The sequence below is a fragment of the Chlamydiota bacterium genome, from assembly GCA_016178055.1.
In the GTDB taxonomy this organism is placed as follows: Bacteria; Auribacterota; JACPWU01; order JACPWU01; family JACPWU01; genus JACOUC01.
This window is the reverse complement of the sequence record JACOUC010000052.1, coordinates 1-21,053: the sequence shown is the minus strand read 5'-3', so window position 1 is coordinate 21,053 and position 21,053 is coordinate 1. Positions and strand designations below refer to the sequence as shown.

The 21,053-nt window shown below is 40.0% G+C and carries 23 protein-coding genes; 16 read left to right on the top strand and 7 right to left on the bottom strand.

Features of this window, described 5'->3' with window-relative positions:
• Positions 1-702, bottom strand: a 702-nt coding sequence (locus tag HYS07_08280; protein ID MBI1871171.1) for an AAA family ATPase, incomplete at its 3' end; no start/stop codon positions are given.
• Positions 703-894: 192 nt separating this feature from the next.
• Here HYS07_08280 and mazG point away from each other — a divergent pair.
• A complete protein-coding gene (mazG, locus tag HYS07_08275) occupies positions 895-1,716 on the top strand; it encodes a nucleoside triphosphate pyrophosphohydrolase (GenBank protein MBI1871170.1) in 822 nt (273 codons plus the stop codon).
• A 49-nt stretch (positions 1,717-1,765) separates the two neighbouring features.
• Here mazG and HYS07_08270 read toward each other — a convergent pair whose 3' ends face one another.
• On the bottom strand, positions 1,766-2,410 hold the full coding sequence (locus HYS07_08270; GenBank protein ID MBI1871169.1) for a uracil-DNA glycosylase: 645 nt from the start codon (positions 2,408-2,410) through the stop codon (positions 1,766-1,768).
• Between the two features lie 24 nt (positions 2,411-2,434).
• On the bottom strand, positions 2,435-3,553 hold the full coding sequence (locus HYS07_08265; GenBank protein ID MBI1871168.1) for an aldo/keto reductase: 1,119 nt from the start codon (positions 3,551-3,553) through the stop codon (positions 2,435-2,437).
• A 205-nt stretch (positions 3,554-3,758) separates the two neighbouring features.
• Between HYS07_08265 and HYS07_08260 the strand changes: the two genes are divergently transcribed.
• From HYS07_08260 to HYS07_08215, 10 genes are all read left to right on the top strand, one after another.
• Positions 3,759-4,199 carry a hypothetical protein gene (locus HYS07_08260; protein ID MBI1871167.1) on the top strand — a complete coding sequence of 147 codons (441 nt, stop codon included), beginning with the start codon at positions 3,759-3,761 and terminating at the stop codon, positions 4,197-4,199.
• A gap of 63 nt (positions 4,200-4,262) precedes the next feature.
• A complete protein-coding gene (locus HYS07_08255) occupies positions 4,263-4,613 on the top strand; it encodes an NADH-quinone oxidoreductase subunit A (protein MBI1871166.1) in 351 nt (116 codons plus the stop codon).
• Positions 4,614-4,730: 117 nt separating this feature from the next.
• Positions 4,731-5,201 (top strand): NADH-quinone oxidoreductase subunit NuoB, encoded by a 471-nt coding sequence (gene nuoB / locus HYS07_08250; protein ID MBI1871165.1) that lies wholly within the window; start codon positions 4,731-4,733, stop codon positions 5,199-5,201.
• 137 nt (positions 5,202-5,338) lie between these two features.
• Positions 5,339-5,821, top strand: coding sequence for an NADH-quinone oxidoreductase subunit C (locus tag HYS07_08245; protein ID MBI1871164.1), 483 nt, complete (start codon positions 5,339-5,341; stop codon positions 5,819-5,821).
• A gap of 820 nt (positions 5,822-6,641) precedes the next feature.
• Positions 6,642-7,208 carry a hypothetical protein gene (locus tag HYS07_08240; protein ID MBI1871163.1) on the top strand — a complete coding sequence of 189 codons (567 nt, stop codon included), beginning with the start codon at positions 6,642-6,644 and terminating at the stop codon, positions 7,206-7,208.
• Between the two features lie 132 nt (positions 7,209-7,340).
• Complete coding sequence (locus HYS07_08235; GenBank protein MBI1871162.1) at positions 7,341-7,835, top strand: NAD(P)H-dependent oxidoreductase subunit E; 495 nt, start codon at positions 7,341-7,343, stop codon at positions 7,833-7,835.
• The gene (gene nuoF, locus HYS07_08230) at positions 7,832-9,118 is read left to right on the top strand and encodes an NADH-quinone oxidoreductase subunit NuoF (GenBank protein ID MBI1871161.1); all 1,287 of its coding nucleotides are present in this window, start codon (positions 7,832-7,834) and stop codon (positions 9,116-9,118) included. The genes HYS07_08235 and nuoF overlap by 4 nt, the downstream gene beginning before the upstream one ends.
• 141 nt (positions 9,119-9,259) lie before the next feature.
• Positions 9,260-10,888 carry a (2Fe-2S)-binding protein gene (locus HYS07_08225; protein MBI1871160.1) on the top strand — a complete coding sequence of 543 codons (1,629 nt, stop codon included), beginning with the start codon at positions 9,260-9,262 and terminating at the stop codon, positions 10,886-10,888.
• A gap of 1 nt (position 10,889) precedes the next feature.
• Positions 10,890-11,972: an NADH-quinone oxidoreductase subunit H gene (locus tag HYS07_08220; protein ID MBI1871159.1), complete on the top strand. Its 1,083-nt coding sequence runs from the start codon at positions 10,890-10,892 to the stop codon at positions 11,970-11,972.
• Positions 11,888-12,481, top strand: a complete 594-nt coding sequence (locus HYS07_08215) for an NADH-quinone oxidoreductase subunit I (protein MBI1871158.1) — start codon at positions 11,888-11,890, stop codon at positions 12,479-12,481. Before HYS07_08220 ends, HYS07_08215 begins: the two co-directional genes overlap by 85 nt.
• Here HYS07_08215 and HYS07_08210 read toward each other — a convergent pair.
• Positions 12,452-13,849: a hypothetical protein gene (locus tag HYS07_08210; protein MBI1871157.1), complete on the bottom strand. Its 1,398-nt coding sequence runs from the start codon at positions 13,847-13,849 to the stop codon at positions 12,452-12,454. The two genes, HYS07_08215 and HYS07_08210, sit on opposite strands and share 30 nt — an antisense overlap.
• 134 nt (positions 13,850-13,983) lie before the next feature.
• On the opposite strand from HYS07_08210, the gene HYS07_08205 reads away from it, so the two are divergent.
• Positions 13,984-14,262: a hypothetical protein gene (locus HYS07_08205; GenBank protein ID MBI1871156.1), complete on the top strand. Its 279-nt coding sequence runs from the start codon at positions 13,984-13,986 to the stop codon at positions 14,260-14,262.
• A gap of 30 nt (positions 14,263-14,292) precedes the next feature.
• Here the strand turns inward: HYS07_08205 and HYS07_08200 are convergent, their stop codons facing one another.
• The gene (locus tag HYS07_08200; GenBank protein MBI1871155.1) at positions 14,293-15,312 is read right to left on the bottom strand and encodes a hypothetical protein; all 1,020 of its coding nucleotides are present in this window, start codon (positions 15,310-15,312) and stop codon (positions 14,293-14,295) included.
• A gap of 60 nt (positions 15,313-15,372) precedes the next feature.
• Here HYS07_08200 and HYS07_08195 point away from each other — a divergent pair, with 60 nt between their 5' ends.
• Both HYS07_08195 and HYS07_08190 read left to right on the top strand, forming a co-directional pair.
• Positions 15,373-15,756, top strand: a complete 384-nt coding sequence (locus HYS07_08195; GenBank protein MBI1871154.1) for a 4'-phosphopantetheinyl transferase superfamily protein — start codon at positions 15,373-15,375, stop codon at positions 15,754-15,756.
• Positions 15,753-16,991: a DUF2029 domain-containing protein gene (locus HYS07_08190; protein ID MBI1871153.1), complete on the top strand. Its 1,239-nt coding sequence runs from the start codon at positions 15,753-15,755 to the stop codon at positions 16,989-16,991. The genes HYS07_08195 and HYS07_08190 overlap by 4 nt, the downstream gene beginning before the upstream one ends.
• Positions 16,992-17,055: 64 nt before the next feature.
• On the opposite strand, the gene HYS07_08185 is transcribed toward HYS07_08190, so the two are convergent.
• The gene (locus HYS07_08185) at positions 17,056-18,030 is read right to left on the bottom strand and encodes a class I mannose-6-phosphate isomerase (protein MBI1871152.1); all 975 of its coding nucleotides are present in this window, start codon (positions 18,028-18,030) and stop codon (positions 17,056-17,058) included.
• A gap of 163 nt (positions 18,031-18,193) precedes the next feature.
• Here HYS07_08185 and HYS07_08180 point away from each other — a divergent pair, with 163 nt between their 5' ends.
• Both HYS07_08180 and HYS07_08175 read left to right on the top strand, forming a co-directional pair.
• The gene (locus tag HYS07_08180) at positions 18,194-19,525 is read left to right on the top strand and encodes an ATP-binding protein (GenBank protein ID MBI1871151.1); all 1,332 of its coding nucleotides are present in this window, start codon (positions 18,194-18,196) and stop codon (positions 19,523-19,525) included.
• The gene (locus HYS07_08175) at positions 19,518-20,759 is read left to right on the top strand and encodes a hypothetical protein (GenBank protein MBI1871150.1); all 1,242 of its coding nucleotides are present in this window, start codon (positions 19,518-19,520) and stop codon (positions 20,757-20,759) included. The genes HYS07_08180 and HYS07_08175 overlap by 8 nt, the downstream gene beginning before the upstream one ends.
• Before the next feature lie 8 nt (positions 20,760-20,767).
• Here the strand turns inward: HYS07_08175 and HYS07_08170 are convergent.
• A partial coding sequence (locus tag HYS07_08170; protein ID MBI1871149.1) for an ASPIC/UnbV domain-containing protein occupies positions 20,768-21,053 on the bottom strand: 286 nt, incomplete at its 5' end.

Here is a 21,053-nt window from a genome sequence, read left to right as displayed (position 1 = left end):
GTGACGGGCAACGGTTGATTCACTGATTCCAATTTCTCTGGCAAGATTTGCGACAACGCCGAGAGATCCCTGGTTTTGCGCAAGCATGTATAGGAGGGAGTTGAAGGCGCGGACATTTTCTTCCTGGATCAACGCTTTGATATCTTTGGTTAGGTAAGTGCTTACAATGTTCTCCAGGAGTTCTGCTTTTGACGGGAGTGAGTTTCGATGGATCAGTCCTGGCATGCCACCCCACTGACAGTAGGTTTGAAGTTTGAATGATGGGATTTGTTGAAGTTCTTCGAAAGAAAGGGGATAAATCATGGTTTTCTTAAAACGCCCAACCAGACTTTCTTTTAGGTGTTTATGAATTTCAATCGAAGAAGATCCGGATGCAAATATTTTTACCTTGGAGTTGCTGTCATATATGGCCTTAAAAATTTTGAAGGCATTTTTTAAATAATGAAACTCATCAATGAATACGATCTGAGCCGCTGAGGAAAGTTTTTCAAAAATGTCCTTCTCATTTCCAGCGAGTTCTTCAAGATCTGAAGCGAGTTCTAAATTGTAAAATTGGGTCGAATATCCCTTTCCTTTTGCTTCTTTTTCAAGTTGTTTGAGAAGAGTAGATTTACCGACTTGACGTGCTCCAAGCAGGACGGAGATTTCTGGTTCTGAGATTTCATGCTGTAACTGGTTGAAGGCACGTCGCTTAATTTCCATGGAACTATTCTAGCATAGGGTGATGGAATAGTTCCAATGGTTAATTTAAAATTTAAAAATCAAAAATCAAAATGACATATTAAAATTCAAAATTTCTAAATGCTATTGCAAGGGAAACACTTTGATTTTTGGATTTTTACAGTGGATTTTCATGTTACAGTATCACGTATGATGATGAAGGGGACTAGAAACATGAAAAAGAGTAGCGCTAAAGATTGGGTTTTAGAGTTGGAAGAAATCATGTCTCGTTTGAGAGCGAAGGGGGGGTGCCCCTGGGATCGAGAGCAGACGCATGAGACCTTGAAGAAGTATTTGATTGAAGAGGCATATGAATTAATGGATGCCATTGATGATCAGGATACGCATGCGATGGTGGATGAGTTGGGGGATGTGCTTTTGCAGGTGGTGTTTCATTCTCAGATGGCGAAGGAAAAGAAGAAATTTGATTTACAGAAAGTGGCCAGGCTTTGCTGTGAAAAACTGATTCGTCGGCATCCACATGTTTTTGGAGATATAAAAATCGAGAATTCAGCGGGGGTGAAGAAACAATGGGAAGAGATTAAGAAGAAGGAAAAAAGCGGGTTGTTGCGTTCATCTCTTTTGGATGGGATTCCCAGACATCTTCCTGCTTTGAGTCAGGCGGAAAAAATTCAAAAGAAAGCAGCAAAAGTCGGTTTTGGTTGGCGAGAGGTGGATGCAGTGGTGGCAAAAGTAGAAGAAGAATTTCAGGAGGTAAAAGAAGAATTGAAGCGAGGGAATAAGAAGGCCATTCGAGAAGAGATTGGGGATTTGCTTTTTTCAGTCGTGAATTTATGCCGTTTTCATGAAGAATCTCCTGAAGAAGTTTTGCGCGATACGGTGAAAAAATTTTACAAGCGGTTTCGATTCATTGAGAAGACGGCGCAAAAGGTTGGAAAAAAAGTGGAAGAATGCTCATTGGAGCAGCTTGAGAAGTGGTGGGGAAGGGCGAAGAAAAACAGGGTCAGGGGTCAAAGGTCAAGGGTCAAGTATTAAAGGGTCCGTTGACCCATGACCCTTGCCGCTTGACCCTGCTTTATAATCATCAAAACGCTCTGGAACTCTCAGCTTTTTGCAGTCCCAAAAAATCCCTCAACTTTTTTACATGCTGCCACATGGGTTCTTTTTTTCGGGGGTCGTAGAGAAGGTAAGCAGGATGATAGAGAACCATGAACTGAATGCCGGGATAATTTAGATGGGTGAAAAAATTTCCGGCTTCTTGCTCCATGGAAAAATTTTTCTTTTCTGGAATGATATGTTTTAGGGCCGTAGCACCCAAAAGAATGATGATTTTAGGCTTCACCAGTTCAATTTGTTGCTCAAGATAAGGACGACATGTTTTGGCTTCGACTTCGGTTGGCGCTCGGTTATTGGGCGGGCGGCATTTAACCACATTGATAATGAGCGTATCTTGATTAGTATCGAGATTAATGCTCATCATGATTTTATCGAGGAGTTTTCCTGCCCTTCCAACAAAGGCTTTTCCTTGAAGATCTTCTTGTTCTCCGGGCCCTTCTCCAATGATGAGGATTTCTGATTTTGGATTTCCACGATCAATAACAATATTTGTTCTTCCCTTGTGGAGATCACATTGGGTGCATCCTACCTCCAAAAATTTTTTGCGAAACGCCTCATAAGAGGGAGAGGAAAAAACATCGTTTTCAGCTTGGTTAAAGAGATCGAATTGCATAAAAATTTTGAATGATACACCTATTTAATTTTCAAATACGCTGGTAATGGATTCGGGTTCAAGCTCGTGCTGAAGGGTTTCAGTGTTTTCCTTCAGGTGTGCTTGACTTTTCATTCCAACCAAGGCTGTTGTAATCCCAGGGGTGGAGCGCACAAATTGAATCGATTTCTGAGCAGGCGTTTTAAGCCCTTTAAATAAATGATGAACGGCTTCAGGCAGGGTTTCCGCCAGCCGGCCTTGTAAGAGAGAGGCGCTAGACATGACGATGAATCCCTGGTTTTGGGCGGCCGTAAGAAGAGAAACCCATTGGCCATTTAATTCTTGATTTCGATGGAGTAGCGCTTCGGGCATCGCAAGATTGTAGGGAAGTTGAATCGCCTTAAAGTGGTGTTGAGTTCCCCCTACGTCATGGGCAATTTGGATCAAATCTTTTAGACTTAAGTAATCTTTCGTTTTAGGATTAGCTAAAAAACCGGTCCATGTCGCTGTTCCATAGCAGCGAATTTTTCCTTGAGCAACATTTTCTTCCAAAAGTTTAAAGGCGGCTTGAATTCTTTTGTAAAATTGATTCCTCGAAACTTCTCTTAATTGAGTTTCAGGATTATGGACATAATAGATGTCGATAGTTGACAGATGGAGGTTCACAAGACTTTGATTAATCTGGCTTTGGAGATAAGAGGGACTGATGCAGTGGCATCCCGCAACAATTTCCTCTTCAAAGGCAAGCTCAGTGTCGATGAGATTTTTTTGAATATAAAGATCAGGAGTCTCAGGCTCTTTTCCATTAAAAGGGATAAATCCACCTTTGGTAGAAATCACAATTTCATTTCTGTTAATTTTGTCTTGGGTGAACATCTGATGGAGGGATCGTCCAATGGAGCGTTCCGCTCTTTGATAGCGATAATTGATGGCAGTGTCGATCACGTTGACTCCACTTTGAACGGCCAGCCGAGCCATTTTTTCGACTTGGTTGTCAGTCTCATCATCGGGATCCCCAAGATAAGTTCCTAGCCCTAAAGAGGAAAGGTATAATGAATTTGATAAAAGGGAATCATTTCGAAAATGTTCTGGGGAAGTTTTTCCCTCAAATCGTTTTCGAAAATTCTCTGTTCCTTGGGGTGTAGCAAATGATTCGCTCTTCATCTTCATGGCCGAATACTCTATCATAAATATGAAAAACGAGTCCATAGTCAACGGTCTACAGTCCATAGAAAAAAATACTTCCTTTAAAACTGTCGACCGTTGACTGTCGACTGTGGACTCTTTTTATCCGCATCGGGTGGCTCATAAGCTATGGCTACAACTATGATGACAAAGGATAGTGAACGATGAAAATAAGAGATAAGAATTGAAAATGCAATTAAATTGGAAAGGTCCTTATCAGTTTTATTCTTGTGATAAGTTTTGCCCTCAATGTAAGTCAAATCTTGTAGCTTCTAAAGGGTTGGATTGGCATTCCTTGAATGGGATCTATCATGATTTGGGGATCATTTGTCATTGTACTTATTGTAATATTCGTTATCGGGCTTATGGAAAAATTTCTTTTAGAAATATTTTCTTTGCTTGCGCATTTCTAATTTTAGGGGGGGTATTTCTTATAACCTTTTTTTTATTTTTGTTTTTTCTTTCATGGTTTATCAGGGGATTGTTTTTAGTCTTTCTTGCCATTTTTCTCATGAAATTGCCTCAGTTTATCTTTTTCCAAGCCCAAAAATTATGGTGGAAAGAGGCTTTTTTAGAAAGGATGGTGGTTTACGAAACGGTAGACAAACAAGGTGGGATGGTGTAGTATCCAAGGCTTATTGGACGGTGAAGTAAGTAAGGTATAGATCATTCATTGATTAGAGTCGTTATGGAATATGCAAGTTTATTGATTGTTTTTGCTTTTTCAGGATTTATTGCTTTTACCCTTTTGACTTTAGCCAGCCTTTTAGGACCCAAAAGGATTACTAAAGTTAAAAGTGAACCTTTTGAATGTGGTTTTGAACCGATGACTTTACCTCGGGGGAGATTTGGGGTGAAGTTTTATTTAGTGGCCATGCTGTTTATCATTTTTGATGTGGAATTGGTGTTTTTATTTCCGTGGGCGGTTATTTTTAAGAGTTTAGGATTATTAGGATTAATGGAGATGGTTGCTTTTTTAGCCGTGGTCGTGGTGGGGCTCGTTTATGCTTGGCGTAAAGGGGCGTTGGAGTGGGAGTAAAAAAATCAAAATTCAAAATTCAAAATTCAAAATGCAAAATGAAGGAGTTTCTTAATTAAATTCTTCCTTAATTTTGGTTTTTGATATTTGATTTTTGGATTTATTTAAAGAGGTTTCATGAGTATTCTTAATTCAGTGACTGGTTTTTTTACTTCCAAGCTTGAAGAAGCCATTGGTTGGGCACGCAAGTATTCTATTTTTCAATATCCTTTTGTCACGGCTTGTTGTGGGATGGAATACATGGCAACAGCTACCTCGCATTATGATATGGACCGCTTCGGAGCGGGTCTTGTGCGTTTTTCTCCACGCCAGTCGGATGTGCTTTTTGTGGTCGGGACGATCAGTCAGAAAATGGCCCCTGTTTTAAAAAAAATTTATGATCAGATGTGTGAGCCTAAATGGGTGGTCGCTTTTGGGGTTTGTACGTGTACGGGTGGTTTTTATGATAATTATGCGACGGTGATGGGAATTGATACGATTATTCCTGTAGATGTTTATATTCCAGGCTGCCCGCCGAGGCCAGAAAATGTGTTGGATGGGCTCATGAAGCTGCAAGAGAAGATACAAAGGCAGAAACAAGCAGTGTAAATCAAAAATCAAAAATTAAAAATCAAAAATCAAAATGACATATCAAAAATCAAAGTATCTTTTGGTTTTGTTTCTCAATTTAAATTTTAATTTGTCATTTTGCATTTTGATTTTTGAATTTTGGATTAAGGTGATATATGGACATTCTAGGCCAATTAAAATCAAAGTTTTCAGAGTATGTGACAGACGCCCATTCTCAATGGGGTGATCAAACTGTCCTCATTAAAAAAGAAGGGCTTTTGCCACTCGTTTCCTTTCTCAAAGATGATTCATCTCTTGATTTTAATTTTTTGATGGATTTGACGGCGGTTGATTATTTGGGAAGAGAGAATCTCGCCCGTTTTGAAGTGGTGTATCATTTTTACTCTCTTCAGTTTAATCATAGAATTCGTGTGAAGGCCCTGGTTCCTGAAATCGATTGCGCTATAGATTCGGTGGTATCCCTTTATCCAGGGGCGAATTGGTATGAGCGAGAGGTTTGGGATATGTTTGGGATTAAATTTAATGGACATCCCAATTTAAAAAGAATTTTGATGTATGAGCCTTTTGAAGGCCATCCCCTTCGTAAAGACTACCCCGTCAATAAAAGACAGCCCTTGATGAGTGGTTCTGCACGATGAGGGTTGATAAGGTAAAGATCTGATGATGACCCAAGAAAAAAGAACTGAAACACGGCACATGCTTTTAAATATTGGACCTTCGCACCCAGCAATGCATGGGGTGATTCACATTACAGCAGAGCTCGATGGGGAAACGGTTCTTAAATCAGACGTTGAAATTGGATATCTCCATCGTGGATTTGAAAAAATGTGTGAGCAGGGTCCCTATAATCAAGCCATTCCTTATACCGATCGTTTGAATTATGTTTCTCCCCTCATTAATAATTTTGCCTATTGCTTGGCTATTGAAAAGTTAATGGGTTTAGAAATTCCAGAGCGCTGTAAATTTATTCGTGTGATCATGAGCGAGATTTCCAGAATTACGGATCATCTGACCTGTGTGGGTGCATCGGCCATGGAGTTAGGGGCTTTTACGGTCTTTCTTTATATGGTTAAGGCCAGAGAATTTTTATATGAATTGGTTGAACAGGTTGCAGGGGCTCGGCTCACCGTTTCTTATGGGCGTGTGGGGGGAGTGAAGGCAGATTTGCCAGAGGGTTTCCGAGATCGGACGAAGCAGGTGATGAAAGAGGTGAGAAAAGTTTTGAAGGAAGTCGACAAACTCCTTTCCCGTAATCGAATTTTTGTGGATCGCCTGAAAGGAGTGGGGGTTATTTCTAAAGAGAATGCTATCGCTTATGGGATTACAGGCCCTTTTTTGCGTTCAACGGGTGTCAATTATGATGTGCGAAAAGCCCAACCTTATTTAATTTATGATCAATTAAATTTTGAAATTCCTTTAGGAAATTCGGGTGATAATTTAGACCGTTATTATGTGAGAATGGAAGAGATGGAACAGAGTATGAAGATGATTGAACAGGCGTTGGATCTTATTCCTGCGGGGCCTATTCTTGTGAATGAAGAAGGGAAACCGATTCGACCTGAAGATGGAAAACCTATTCTTGCCGCTAATATGGTTGATTCAGCTAAAATGGGAAAGATCGAAGAGATTGTAGGAAAACCTGTTGAGCTTGATCCAACGCTTCAGGGGAGTACGGCCGGTTTCCACGACAAGGTGAATGTTGCTAATAAGAAGGTGGTTCTTCCTCCCAAAGAAGCAACGTATGGCAATATTGAAGGGCTCATGAATCATTTTAAATTGGTCATGTTTGGTCATGGGATTCGCCCGCCCAAGGGAGAGGTTTATTTTCCAGTAGAAGCCGCCAATGGAGAACTGGGTTTTTATATTGTGAGTGATGGAACGGAACGCCCTTTTCGGGTGAGGGTTCGTCCGCCTTGTTTTCCAATTACAGCGGCTCTTCCCCTCATGTTGGAAGGGGACATGGTTGCCGATATTGTTCCTACTTTTGGTTCGGTCAATATGATCGCTGGGGAGTTGGATAGATAAATTAAAAAATCAAATATCAAAAATCAAAATGCAAAATGACAAACCAAAAATCAAAATTTTTCAAAAGGCTAGACATAAATACATTTTGAATTTTAATCTGTCATTTTGATATTTAAATTTTGATATAAAAATATGATCAAAAATTCAGATTTTACATACCAATATAAACTTGAGTTAGAACAAATTATGTCTCAGTATGAGACCAAGCGGGCAGCTCTTTTGCCTGTTTTGAATTTGGCTCAAGAGAAATATGGCTCTCTTTCTCCTGAAATTGAGAAGGCCGCCGCAGAATATTTAGATCTTCCTTTGATGCAGGTGAGGGAGGTTGTGAGTTTCTATACCCTTTATCATACGAAATTAAAAGGGAAGTATCATTTTCAAGTCTGTCGTAACATGAGTTGTCATTTATTAGGTTGTGAAGAAATAATCGAATATTTAAAGACTCGATTGAGTATCGATGTAGGTGAAGATTCCGAGGATGGAAGATTTAGTTTGTCAACCGTTGAGTGTTTAGGGGCTTGTGAAATAGCACCGATGATGCAATTGAATGATCGCTATATCGGGCCTTTGACGAAAGAATCGATGGATGAGATTTTAAGTAAGATTTTGAGCGAGCAAAAAATATGAGCGCTTGCCCTAAAATTTTATCACAGCATTTTGATGTTCCCAATGCCCATAAAATCGAGGTTTATTGCTCTCGAGGAGGCTATACATCTGCACGAAAAGTTTTGACCGAGATGGGCGCTGAACAGGTGATTGAAGAGGTCAAAAAATCTAATCTTCGCGGGCTAGGTGGGGCAGGATTTCCAACGGGAATGAAATGGGGATTTATCCCGAGGCAATCAAAGAAACCTTGCTATGTGGTTATCAATGCAGATGAAGGGGAGCCTGGAACATTCAAAGACCGCTATATCCTTTGTTTGGATCCACATGCCTTAATCGAAGGAGTTATTATTGCCTGTTTTGCAGTGAAATCTCATAAGGCCTTTATTTATATTCGAGGGGAATATGTGGAGCCGGTGCGAATTTTTAGGGGAGCGGTCGAAGAGGCTTATGAAAAAGGATTTCTTGGAAAGGGGATTTTTGGAACAGATTATTCTCTAGATTTAATTATTCATGTGGGAGCGGGGGCCTATATTTGTGGGGAGGAAACAGCTCTTTTAGATTCTTTAGAGGGAAAAAAAGGGTTTCCAAGACTGAAGCCTCCGTTTCCAGCGGTTAAGGGACTTTTTAATTCTCCAACGGTGATTAACAATGTTGAGACCTTGGCCTGTGTTCCTCATATCATTAACAAAGGTGCTGAGTGGTTTTCAAAATTAGGATGTGAAAAAAATGGGGGAACGCGTCTTTATAGCGTGAGTGGGCATGTAAAAAAGCCAGGCCTTTATGAACTTCCTCTGGGTACTTCTTTGAAAGAGATTATTTATGAACATGCAGGAGGCATTCGACAGGACTTAATATTAAAGGCGGTGATTCCAGGTGGGATTTCCTCTTCCATTTTAAAGGCCAATGAGATTGATATTCGGATGGATTTTAATTCTTTGGCTGCTGCAGGAACCATGCTGGGTTCTGCTGGAATTATGGTCATGGATGAGACGACTTGTATGGTCAAAGCACTTCTCGTCGCCACACGTTTTTTTGCCCATGAATCTTGTGGACAATGTAGCCCTTGTCGAGAAGGAACGGGTTGGATTTTAAAGATTGTAGAAAGAATTTGGGAAGGGAAAGGTCGTCCTCAAGATTTAGATAATTTAATAGATATTAGTCAAAATATTGAAGGAAATACCATTTGCGCTTTTGGAGACGCAGCCGCGTCTCCTGTCATCAGCTACATTAAAAAATTTCGAGGAGAATTTGAGCATCATATAAAAACGGGTTCTTGTGATTTAGTAGAAGCAGCACTTAAATAAAATCAAAAATCAAATATCAAAATTCAAAATGACATATTAAAATCCAAAAAGTTTTCAATCCATTTGACAGTGATAGTTTTAAATTTTGCATTGTGGTTTTGATTTTTGGATTTTAATTTTTGGATTTTGCGGAGTGTGTATATGCCAACACTCAAAATTGATGGAAAAGATATCGCAGTCCCAGCAGGAACTTCTATTATTGAAGCTGCGAAAAAGGCAGGGACGTTTATTCCTCATTATTGCTACCATCCAGGGCTTTCTGTGGCTGGAAATTGCCGCATGTGTTTGGTTGAGGTGGAAAAATCTCCAAAATTGCAAATTTCGTGTTTTATACCTGTCGCTGACGGCATGGTGGTTCATACCGAAAATGATAGAGTCAAAGAAGCCCGAGAGGCCGTTTTAGAATTTCTTTTGGTGAATCATCCCCTGGATTGTCCTGTGTGCGATCAGTCTGGAGAATGCGAGCTTCAAAATTATTATATGAATTATGGCCTTTATGAAAGCCGACTTTTTGAAGATAAGGTCAAAAAAGAAAAAGTAGTCCCCATTGGCCCCACGGTGATGTTGGACGGCGAGCGATGTGTTTTATGTTCTCGGTGTGTGAGATTTTGTGATGAGGTGACTGGAACCCATGAGATGGGGATTGTCAATCGTGGAGATCATGCTGAAATTACGGTGGCTCCTGGCAAAGAGTTAGATAATGCTTATTCAGGAAATACCGTTGATATTTGTCCTGTCGGTGCCCTAACGGATCGGGACTTTCGCTTTAAGTGTAGGGTTTGGTTTTTAGAAAAGACGTCCTCCATTTGTCCAGGATGCAGTCGGGGATGTAATATCGAAATTCATTGGAATAAAGAAAGACCTTACCAGACCCCTAACGAACGTGTGATGAGGCTTAAACCACGCGTTAATCCTGAAGTGAATCAGTGGTGGATTTGTGATGAGGGGCGTTATAATTATCATTTTATTGATCAGAATCGGGTTTTATATCCGATGAAGAACAATGGAAAAGATTTGGTTCAAGCCTCATGGCAAGAAGTGATGGAAGAGGGTTCTTGGGTTATGAAAGAGCTTCAAAATACAGCTGTGATTGTATCAACGGATGTGACCCTTGAGGATTTATGGATAGCAAAAGAATTATTTATTCATAAGCTTGGGATTCAGACGATCGCCTATCTTCCAACAAAGAAGTCTGGAGAAGAAGATCATTTGCTGAGAAAGTCGGATAAAACGCCTAATACGAAAGGGGCTCAAGCCCTGGGCTTTGAAGCTAAGGCGAATGAGATTTTTTCATTAGCAGAAGCTGGAAAAATCAAAACATTGATTCTTTTCGGTCACAATTTAATCGATCTTTTGGGAAAGGAAAGAGCTCAAAAAATTGCTGAAAAAGTAGATTCAATGGTATGGATTGGTTCTAATCAACATGAAGGGATGAATTTAGCAAAATGGATTATTCCCTCTTCAGTTTATGCTGAAAAAGATGGAACGTTCATGAACTATGAGGGTAGGGTCCAAAGGATTTTTAAGGCATTTCCTGCCTTGGGCGAGTCTAAGGCCGAGTGGCAGATTTTAAAAGAATGGGCTCAACATATTGGAATCAATTTGCCTTATGAGAATTCTTCCGTCATTTTTGAAAAAATGGTTCAGGCGGAATCTGCTTTTAATGGGATGAGTTATCAAAAATTAGGGGAAGAAGGAGTGCTGTTGAACGATTCGAAGGACGAAGGGCGAGGGACGATGGACGATGGACGGAAAAAACATGTGCTTTGACATTCTTGTGAAAATAGTTCTAACGTTGATCGTTATCATGGGAGCGCTTAACTTGGCGGGTTTCTTAACTTGGGTAGAGCGTAAGCAGAGTGCTGTCATCCAGGACCGTATTGGGGCTAATCGAGCAAGGATTTTTGGGCTTCGTCTTTTAGGTTTATTCCATCCCCTTGCAGATATGATTAAACTGATTATGAAGGAAGATTTTACTCCTCGATTGGGTCATAAAACTCTTCACATGCTGGCTCCTTTTATCTCTGTTTTTTTTGCCCTTATTGCTTTTGCAGCGATTCCCATTGGAGATCATTTGATGCTTTGGGGACATCCTGTTTCCCTACAAGTTTCAAACATGAATGTTGGGCTTCTTTATATTTTTGCAGTCATGTCGATGGGGGTCTATGGAGTTTTCCTTGCAGGCTTTTCTTCTAATAATAATTACTCTTTTTTGGGGGGACTTCGAGCCTCTTCTCAAATGATTTCTTATGAAATTACCATGGGTGTTTCTCTGATCGGGATTATTATGATCTATGGCTCTCTTAATTTACAAGATTTGGTTCAGGCCCAAGGGCATTATTGGTTGAGTTGGATTCCTCAGTGGGGAATTTTTGTTCAGCCAGTGGGGTTTCTGCTCTTCATGACAGCAGCGATGGCTGAGACCAAGCGAGCCCCATTTGATTTACCCGAAGGAGAGTCAGAAATCATTGGTTATTTTGTTGAATACAGTGGAATGAAATTTGGAATGTTTATGCTCTCGGATTTTCTTGAAACAGTGTTAGCGGCAGCTCTTTTAGCAACTTTATTTTTTGGAGGCTGGCAAATCCCTTATCTTTTTTCTGATGGATTCCATTTCCCTTGGGGAGGGGTCTGGCTTATTCCACAGACCGGAGTAGCTCTTTTAGGGGTCTTATCGTTTTCTCTTAAGATTATTTTCTTTTGTTGGTTTTTGATGATGGTCAGGTGGACTTTGCCACGCTTTCGGTATGATCAGTTGATGCGCTTAGGATGGAAAATGATGCTGCCATTGGCGCTTATGAATATACTTGTTACAGGATTAATAATGGTTTTGTTAAAGGAATTCATCTTGTGAATCGCAAAGAACTTACATTCTTAGAACGCATTTATATCTTTGAAGCATTTAAGGGAATTTTAATCACCTCGACCCATTTTTTCAAAAATATTTTCTTACACACAGCACATCTTTTAGGTTTCTTGAAGGGTCAATCAGCCGCTGTGACGATTCAATATCCCGATGAGAAAAGGGAGTATGCCCCTCGATTAAGAACCCGCCATCGATTGGTGCAAAGGGAAGATGGGAGCCCTCGGTGTGTCGCTTGTATGCTATGTGAGACCGTTTGTCCCGCCAAATGCATTTACATTATTGCTGGGGAAGATCCCGATCCTAATATAGAGAAAGTAGCAAAGAAATTTGACATTGATTTAGGTAAATGTGTTTATTGTGGATTTTGTGTGGAAGTTTGTCCTGAAGATGCGATTCGCATGGATACTCAAATCATGGATATTGCTGCTTACAGCCGAGAAGAAATGCTTTTGGATATGGATGAGCTCTTACATCCTGGAAGCAGGAAAAATGGGTGATAGGTTATAGGTGATGGGTGTTCGGTGATCGATTCCCTCAAATATTTTATAGGCCAGTTCAGTCAACGTTCCATCTCTTGCCCCCATGACGGTAACGACATCTCCCTCTATCATTTCTTCTTTCATTCTTTTTTGAAGGTCTTCCCGATTTTGACAGAAGAAGGCTGGGACATTTCTCTTTTTTAAATCTTTTACAAAATCCTCTGAGCTCACACTTCGATTCGCTGTTCCTCCTGCATCATAAATGGGTAAAAGATAGAGGATGTCTTTTGAAGAAATCCCCTTTGAAAAAGTTTCTAGAAGTTCATCCCATTGATGTTTTAAGGGGCCAAACCCATGGGGCTGATAAACAACAATGAGTCGATGAGTCAAAATTTTTAGCGTTTCTAAAGCGGCGTGGATCTTGGCGGGGTTATGAGAATAGTCGTTATAGACTCTTGTTTTTTTTACCGTTCCAATTAATTCTAGACGGCGCTCAATCCCTTGAAATTTTCTGAGACCTCCTTGAATCTGGTTCATTGGGATTTGAAGGGCTTGTGCAGCTAAGATGGCCGCCAGGGCATTCATGACATTGTGGGTGCCTGGAACTGTAAGCTGAAAAGGGATTTTATCGACTGTAAAATATGATCCTTCATCCGATAGTTGTAAGCTCTGAACATGCTCTTTTTTGAAAAAAGAAGTAGAGTTTTTTCCAATTCTGATGTTTTTTGTTTCCGGGCAGTCTCCATTTAAAATGATAAGGCCTTGAGTTGAGTCGATAAAATGCTGAAAAAGGGGATAGAGTTCATCTAAATCTTTATGATCTTTTGAGATGTTAGTGATGATAGAGATCTTAGGTTTATAGTGGATTAAACTTCCATCACTTTCATCAGCTTCAATCACCATGGATGAGGATTTTCCTAGTTTCCAATCGATTGCAACATTTTGTGATAATCCTTTAACTTTTCCACCACATAGAAAAGAAAAATCTATTTTTGCTTCTTGTAGGATGGAAGCAATCATTCCTACGACGGTTGTTTTTCCACTTGTTCCACTGACCGCAATGCCTTCTTTTAAGTTAAAAATATGGGCAAGCATTTGAGCTCTTAAAATGATGGGAAGATGGCATTCACGGGCTTTGATTAAATCAAGATTATTCTTTTGAACGGCACTTGAATAGATAATCCCGTCAAGGTCAGCAGTGATTCCCAATCCATTTTGGGGAAAAACTTTTATATTTTTGGTTAGAAGTTCTTGTTTTACATTTTTCATTTCTGATCGATCAAACGAGCGATCAGATCCCATGATCTCGTGACCTTCTGCTTTTAAAAAATAAGCGAGACTGTTCATTCCGCTTCCTGCAATTCCAATTAAAAAATATTTTTTCATGCTGTCATGCTAGCATTTGGGCTTTAAGCCGTGAAGCAAGAAAATACAGGGTCACCTCATTATATTGGAAAACGAGTTTCAGGTTGGTGATGGGGTCTGGAAAAGATGACCCTTCGCGTTTACAGGGGTGGGCGATGGTCGAGAATCAGACGGACAGTGATTGGAAGGATGTCAAACTTTCTTTGGTGAGCGGTCGGCCGCTTTCATTTATACAAGATTTGTATCAACCTCGTTATATTCAAAGACCTGTGGTTGAACCGGAGCTTTATGAGCTTTATGCGAATGTGAAACCACAAATGTATGAGAGAGGGTTTATCATGGATGAAAAGCGTAGTAACCAGAAGTCGGCTCCGGTTAAAGCGCAATATTATGCCATTAACCGCTATCTTGTAACCCCTTCAACTCCCCTTTAGACTAAAGGGGAAGGTCAGACGTCGCTGTTTTTATTGTTGTTCTTCTTCTATAAATTTCTCAATCACTTGAGCGGCTTTCAGGTGGCCGGATTGATTCCAATGTCCGTCATTTTTGAAGTGATAGCCTAACGGATTTCCTCCCTCTTCAAAAAAAGGTTGTAGGTCAATCACTTTCAAATTGAACTCTTTTAATTTTTGAATAAACGTATCATGAACTTTACGTTCCGTTTCTTGAGTGCTAGAAAGCCAGAGTCCCCTTGAAGAGATGATGACGATGAGGGTGTTGTAGTTCTTAGCGATTTCAGCAAGCTTTTTAGATGAGCTCAATAAAATCTCAGGAGAAAAAGTATTTCGATTAAGTCCATCAAAATTTTCAATCACAAATCCCAAGTGAACGGCGACTTTCCTCAACAAGTTATTCTGATGGACAATGTAACCCACGGCATTATAGAGTGCACAGTGGGAGGTGAGCCATTGTTTGATTGCGGCTAGTTTTCGCGAGTGAGAGATGGGTGTGATGGACGTGTCTGGCTCTTTCGCAGGGGTATAATTATGGAGATCATTCTCCATACAAACACCGATGATGAGGTTTTTAATAATAGCTCCGTTTTTCTCTGCGTAATGAATGAGTTTTTCATAGGTTTCAAAATCTCCAGGGACACAGATATTAAACACTCTCACATGAAGCATTCTTTCTAAGAGATTAGAGTAGCGATCACTTTCTTCAATACCCCAGCCAAAACTGAAGGAGTCGCCCACAACAAACCAATCTTTTTCAGTAGAAGATTGGAGATTTTTCTCATCCCTGAAACCAAACCTATTGATTCGAACGCTTACGTCAAAATCTCCCGTATTTTTCCATTGACGGAGAACGGAATTTTTTTCCCCAAGATAAAGTCCCTCTTCATTGGAGTAAAATGCAATCCTTCCTGAAGGATTATAAAGGGGTAAGAAAATGCGTATGAGCCCTTCTGTGAGAAGGCTCATCCCCATCAGGGTGATCAAAAACGTAAAAATGATCAAAGATGTTTTTGAAAAGATTTGATTCATTAAATAAACTGTTTGCTTTATGCTTAATGGCGACTTTAAAAGAGTTTAAATTTTATCACAATGAATAAAATCCTTCAGCTTGGAATTGATTTGATTGAGGTTTCAAGGGCCCAATCCATTTATCGAAACTATCGGGATAAATTAGGACGTTATTTATCTCGAGAGGAACGGTCTTATATTAAGGCTCATCGAAATAAGGGGATTGCCTTTGCAGAAATGATGGCCATCAAAGAAGCCGTTTTTAAAGCTCTTGAGCTTCCTTGGTTAGGTTTAGAAGGTTGGAGAAAAATTTCTTTAAGTATGAAATTTTCACGGCCGTTTTCTGTGAAGCTCTTGGGAAGTTTAAAAACAAAAAATATTTGGGGTGGAAAATTCTGGATTGATGTGGCTTCTAACAAAGTTTGGGTGTTAGCCAGGGTTCTTTACGAAAAGGATTTGTTATGAATTTAACTTCTAAAAAATCAATTTTAAAAATCCTTTTTTGGGGTTTTTGGATTGTTTTAGGGATTGTAATTTATTTTCGTCACGGATCTGACTTTGATATTTTTTACAAAGGGGCGCATGCGATAATCTTTGGGTATTCCCCTTATTACTTAGATCCTGGGGAGGTTTTTACCCCTTTTCGATATCCTCCCTCTTTTGCCCTTCTTTTTTCTCCTCTCGCTCTTTTGCCGCAGGGGGTCGCAAAAGAAATATGGTATGCGATGAATGTCTTTTCTTTCATTCTAACCATGATTTTACTTTGGAAAATGAGGAAAGGATGGGGGCTTTCTGAAAAGGAAGGGGTGAGGTCTTTTTTAATCGCCTTTCTTTTATCCTTACCCTTTATCGTCTATCATCTTTCCGTTGGACAATCCAAATTGTTCATGCTTTTCTTTCTCGTGGCTTCATTTTATGCTGTTGAGAAGGGGAAAGATTTTTGGGGGGGATTATGTTTGATCATTTCAGTGGTCATTTATTTTCCTTTGATTCTTTTTATTTTATTTTTCTTTTTGAAAAGAAATTTCAAATTTTTATTTGGGGTAGTTCTTGGAATTGTTTTATGGTTTTATATTCTTCCATCATTTTTTTTCGGAATAAAAGGGAATATTTTATTTTTGAAGGAGTGGTACCAGACCTTGGTAGGTCCTTATCTGGCCCATCCCGAATCTTTTGGACACGAAAGTTCTGGAATTCTTAAATTAAGCAGCCAGTCTTTGCCCAGTGCCTTCGCGAGGCTATTTTCCGTTCAGCCGGGAGGAAGATGGAGCCTTTATCTTCATGAAAATTTAATCGATTTTTCCCCTCGAACACTCCATTTTCTTCTCAAGGGAATTTCTTATATGATGATCGGGCTTTCTAGTTTAGTTTTATTAGGAAAGAGAGGTCCTCACGTCAGGCTTCTAGAATATTCTCTTTTTTTAATCTTAGCCTTTCTTCTCCCCTCCTATTCTCTGACCTATAATTGGGCGCTTCTCTTTGTTCCTTATCTGGGACTTCTCTCATACATGGAAGGGACGGTAAACCCGAAGGGACGGTGCTTTGCAAGAATGGTTGGCGGACTATCGGTGCTCGCTTCTTTTTCTGTCATCTCAGATTTTTTAAGGGCCATCTCAGGACTTTTTTGGGGAACCTTTATTTTATGGTTGGGTATTCTCTTGATCGTGCTCTTTACTCCTAAGTATACGCTGCGCCTATAAGGTATTTTCAAATTAGACAAAAGTTCTTTCTTTAATTTTCGGTTATCTAAAGCAATATCAATTTTTATTCTCCGTGATTTCCTGGCAGCACTCTTAGCATTTGTAAAGGAAGTTCGAGTTCAACCGCAACCTTCCCAATATGGGCCGGGATCAGCATAAAATCTCCTTTTTTAAAGGGCTGCCCTGCAATGGATCCTTTCCCTTCAAGGATAATCCATACCTGAAACGCTTCATTTCCGATAGATTCTGAAAAAGGTTTTTGATGGGCTTCTTCTTTGACTCTAAAGTAAGGGCATTCGACTCCAAGAGTTGAGCGGGTCACCTTGCCCGAAAGAGATGTCTCTTTTGAAGGTTGAAACTGAATCACATCCAAACTTTTTTCGATGTGAAGGGGACGAAGTTTTCCATCGAGACCTATTCTACCCCAATCGCTCAAACGATAGGTCAGATCGGAATTTTGCTGGATTTCAATGACAACATTTCCTTTTCCTAAGGCATGGACAGTTCCAGCTGGAATGAAAAAAGTGTCGGCGGTATTTGCATAATAAACTTTCACTTCATCTTCAATTTTATTTTGATTGATGGTTGTTTTAAAGGATGTCTTGTCGATTCCTTTTTTAAGACCACAATATATTTTTGCGTCTTTTTCAGCATGAATGACGTGCCACATTTCTGTTTTTCCTGAATCATTTTTTTCATGAGCCTTTGCATAAGAATCATTTGGATGAACCTGGAGGCTTAGATCTTCTTGGGCATCGATGATTTTAAAAAGAAGAGGGAATCGATTGAAAGGAGGCTGAAAATGGTTCCCAAGCAGTTTTTGTCCAAAGAAAGAAATGAGTTGATGAAGCGTTTTCCCTTTGAATGGACCATTTTCTACAATGGACTGATCTTCTCCTCGGTCACAAATTTCCCAAGACTCTCCTATTTTTTTGTCTTGGGGAAGACGCCTTTCAAGGAGGGTTTCTAGGTTTCTTCCTCCCCAGATCTTTTCTTTGAAAATGGGCTTAAATTTTAAGGGATATAAATTTTTTTCCATGTGAAATAGCGTACAACGATAAAAATCAAAAATCAAACATCAAATGGGTACTGGTTGAGTCAAGTGCATGGGCATGAAATATATTTGCTTTTCCCCATTTTTTATGATCAATTGGTCATATAAATGTGATTTATAACACATATTAGCAACTAAATAGGTGATTATGAAGCGATTATTAACAAGTCAATTGATTTCATGGAAGCAGTCGGAACAGAGAAAACCTCTTATTTTGAAGGGGGTGCGTCAAGTTGGGAAGACGTGGTTGTTGAAGGAATTTGGCAAGCAATATTACGAAAATACGGCTTATTTTAATTTTGAGGAGCAGGTCGAATTAAGACAATATTTCGAAACGACAAAGGATGTTCAGAGAATTTTGCAAAGTCTGGCGATGATCAATGGTACGCGGATCTTACCCGGAAGGACGCTGATCATTTTCGATGAGATTCAGGAATGCAACGCCGCACTCAATACTTTGAAATATTTTTGCGAAGTTGCTCCGGAGTATCATATTGCCTGTGCGGGATCACTATTGGGGATCAAGGTTTCAAAGCCGGCTTCGTTCCCAGTCGGTAAAGTGGAATTTTTAACAGTCTATCCAATGACCTTTACAGAGTTTCTGTGGGCATCAGGAGAAGAAAAACTTGTTCAATACACTGATAGCATTGATGAGTTTGGGCCGATACCCGATATTTTTTTTAATCAGTTGCATGAAAAAATGAAGATGTATCTTATGACGGGAGGTATGCCTGAACCCGTACGTGCCTGGGTCAAGGAAAGGGATATTGCACAAGTTCAAAAAATATTGCGGGACATATTGAACGCCTATGAACTTGATTTTTCAAAACACGCTCAAACAAAAGATAGGGTCAAACTGGGGTTAATCTGGTCCTCGATTCCATCGCAGCTTTCAAGAGAGAATAAGAAGTTCATGTTTAAGGCGGTCAAAGAAGGGGGAAGAGCGAGAGAATACGAAGATGCCCTGACCTGGCTTTGCGATGCTGGCCTTGGATATAAAATATATCGAAATACAAAGCCAGGCCTTCCTGTATCAGCGTATGACGATCTAGGCGCTTTTAAGCTCTATGCGGTTGATGTTGGGCTTTTGCGCCGGTTGGCACTCCTAGATCCCGTGTCGTATCATGAAGGTAACAGGTTGTTCTCGGAGTTTAAAGGAGCCCTTTCCGAGAACTATATCTTACAATGCCTTATTGCTCAATACGAAGTAATGCCCAGATACTGGTCTTCCGGTTCAACAGCTGAGGTTGATTTTATCATTCAGCGCGGTAATGATATTATACCTATAGAAGTTAAATCGGATGAGAACGTGCGAGGCAAGAGTCTCACCTTTTACAATCAACAATATGCTCCTCCTATACGGGTAAGGTTTTCTCTAAAAAATCTAAAAAAGGATAACAATCTTATCAATATTCCAATGTTCTTATCGGATCATCTGGACAAATTTATTAACCTTGCGCTTAAAGAGAGATATGGATAATGTGCAAAATTTTTATCATGCCTGGTCTTTAAAGGGAATCTCTTATGGAGGAAAGTCTTTAGAGGTTTGTCACGAACCTTATCTCATTGAAGAAAAAGATGCTCTTTCCTTTAAGAAGGATTTGGAAATACTTCATTCTACTGTAGAAAAGGTTACGACGCTTTTTATCAAGGGGGAATTTCGAGAGCTCTATTCTTTCGACTCCCGTTTAATGGATTTGATTTTGGCTCATCCTGGATATTCTGTGTCTTGTCCCTTGACCCGTTGGGATTCTTTTTGGGATGGGGAAAATTTAAAATTACTTGAACTCAATACCGATGGAACATCGGGGATGGCGTATGTCGAGGCATTAAATCGAATTTATATTGAATCTTTTCCAGGGGAAGAGAGAGTTTACTCCTCTTTAAGAAAACGGGTTCTGGATACTTTACTTGATTGCTACCACGAATTCTCAAAAAGGCGGGTGGAGGTTCCCCAGATCGCCATTGTTGATTGGAAAGACGTTGCGACACGTCCTGAACAAATCGATTTGGCACATTATTTTAATCAAATGGGAATTTCAACCGTTTTAGCAGATCCGCGAGAGCTTCGTTATGACGGGACGTTTCTTTGGAAGGACGATTTTAGAATTGATTTAATTTATCGTCGGGTAGTGACCAGGGAATATCTAGAGGCCTGGGACAAGGTAAAGCCAATGACCAAGGCCTATTTTGATCAAAATGTCTGTGTCGTAGGTTCATTTCGTTCCCAAATTGGGTTTGATAAAAGGACGTTTACGATTCTATCTTCTCCAGAGTTTGAAATTTTTTTCACTCCTCAAGAAAATCAATTGAAAAGTTTTCTCATTCCTTGGACTCGAAGTCTTCAAAGAACCAAAACAGAGTTTCATAGGGCTTTGATTGAAATTCCTCAGTATGTGATTGATAACCCGTCCTTGTTTGTTCTTAAACCCCCATCCCTCAATCGTGGGCGGGGAGTTCTGATGGGTTCAGACATTGATCATGATCAATGGAAAGAAGAAGTCATTCGAAGATTGAACGGGGGTGACATCGTTCAGGAAAAATTGCAAGTGCCTCTAAGAAAAGGGGTAGGAATTCATCTGGGCCACTTTGTTTTTGGGGGAAAACTTGCAGGATGGATGTGCCGAATGGGGCGTGACGCTGTTCTGGGCGATTTTTCAGATGATTATTTGGTGCCGTGTTTAATCCATCAAGTGCTTGATCCAGTGCTATGATGAATTTTTTACCGCTTCATGGACTTTGCAGATCGATGTATACTTTTAGATTTCTTTTTAGCCAAGTTCTCTTCACTTTCAAGAAGGGTCAGCACCTGATTGACAGCAACATTTTGCAAGACTTGAACGATGCCTGAAGGCCATTTTACGGTAATCTCGTTGATAACGGATGCATCTCCTAAACCAAATGTCACCATCAGGCTGCCGCTCTCCTCTCCTGAGATTTCTCTGAACTGTGTAACAGAACGACCTCGAATCGTTGCTGTAAGATAAACTTTAGTCCCTATGGCTGAT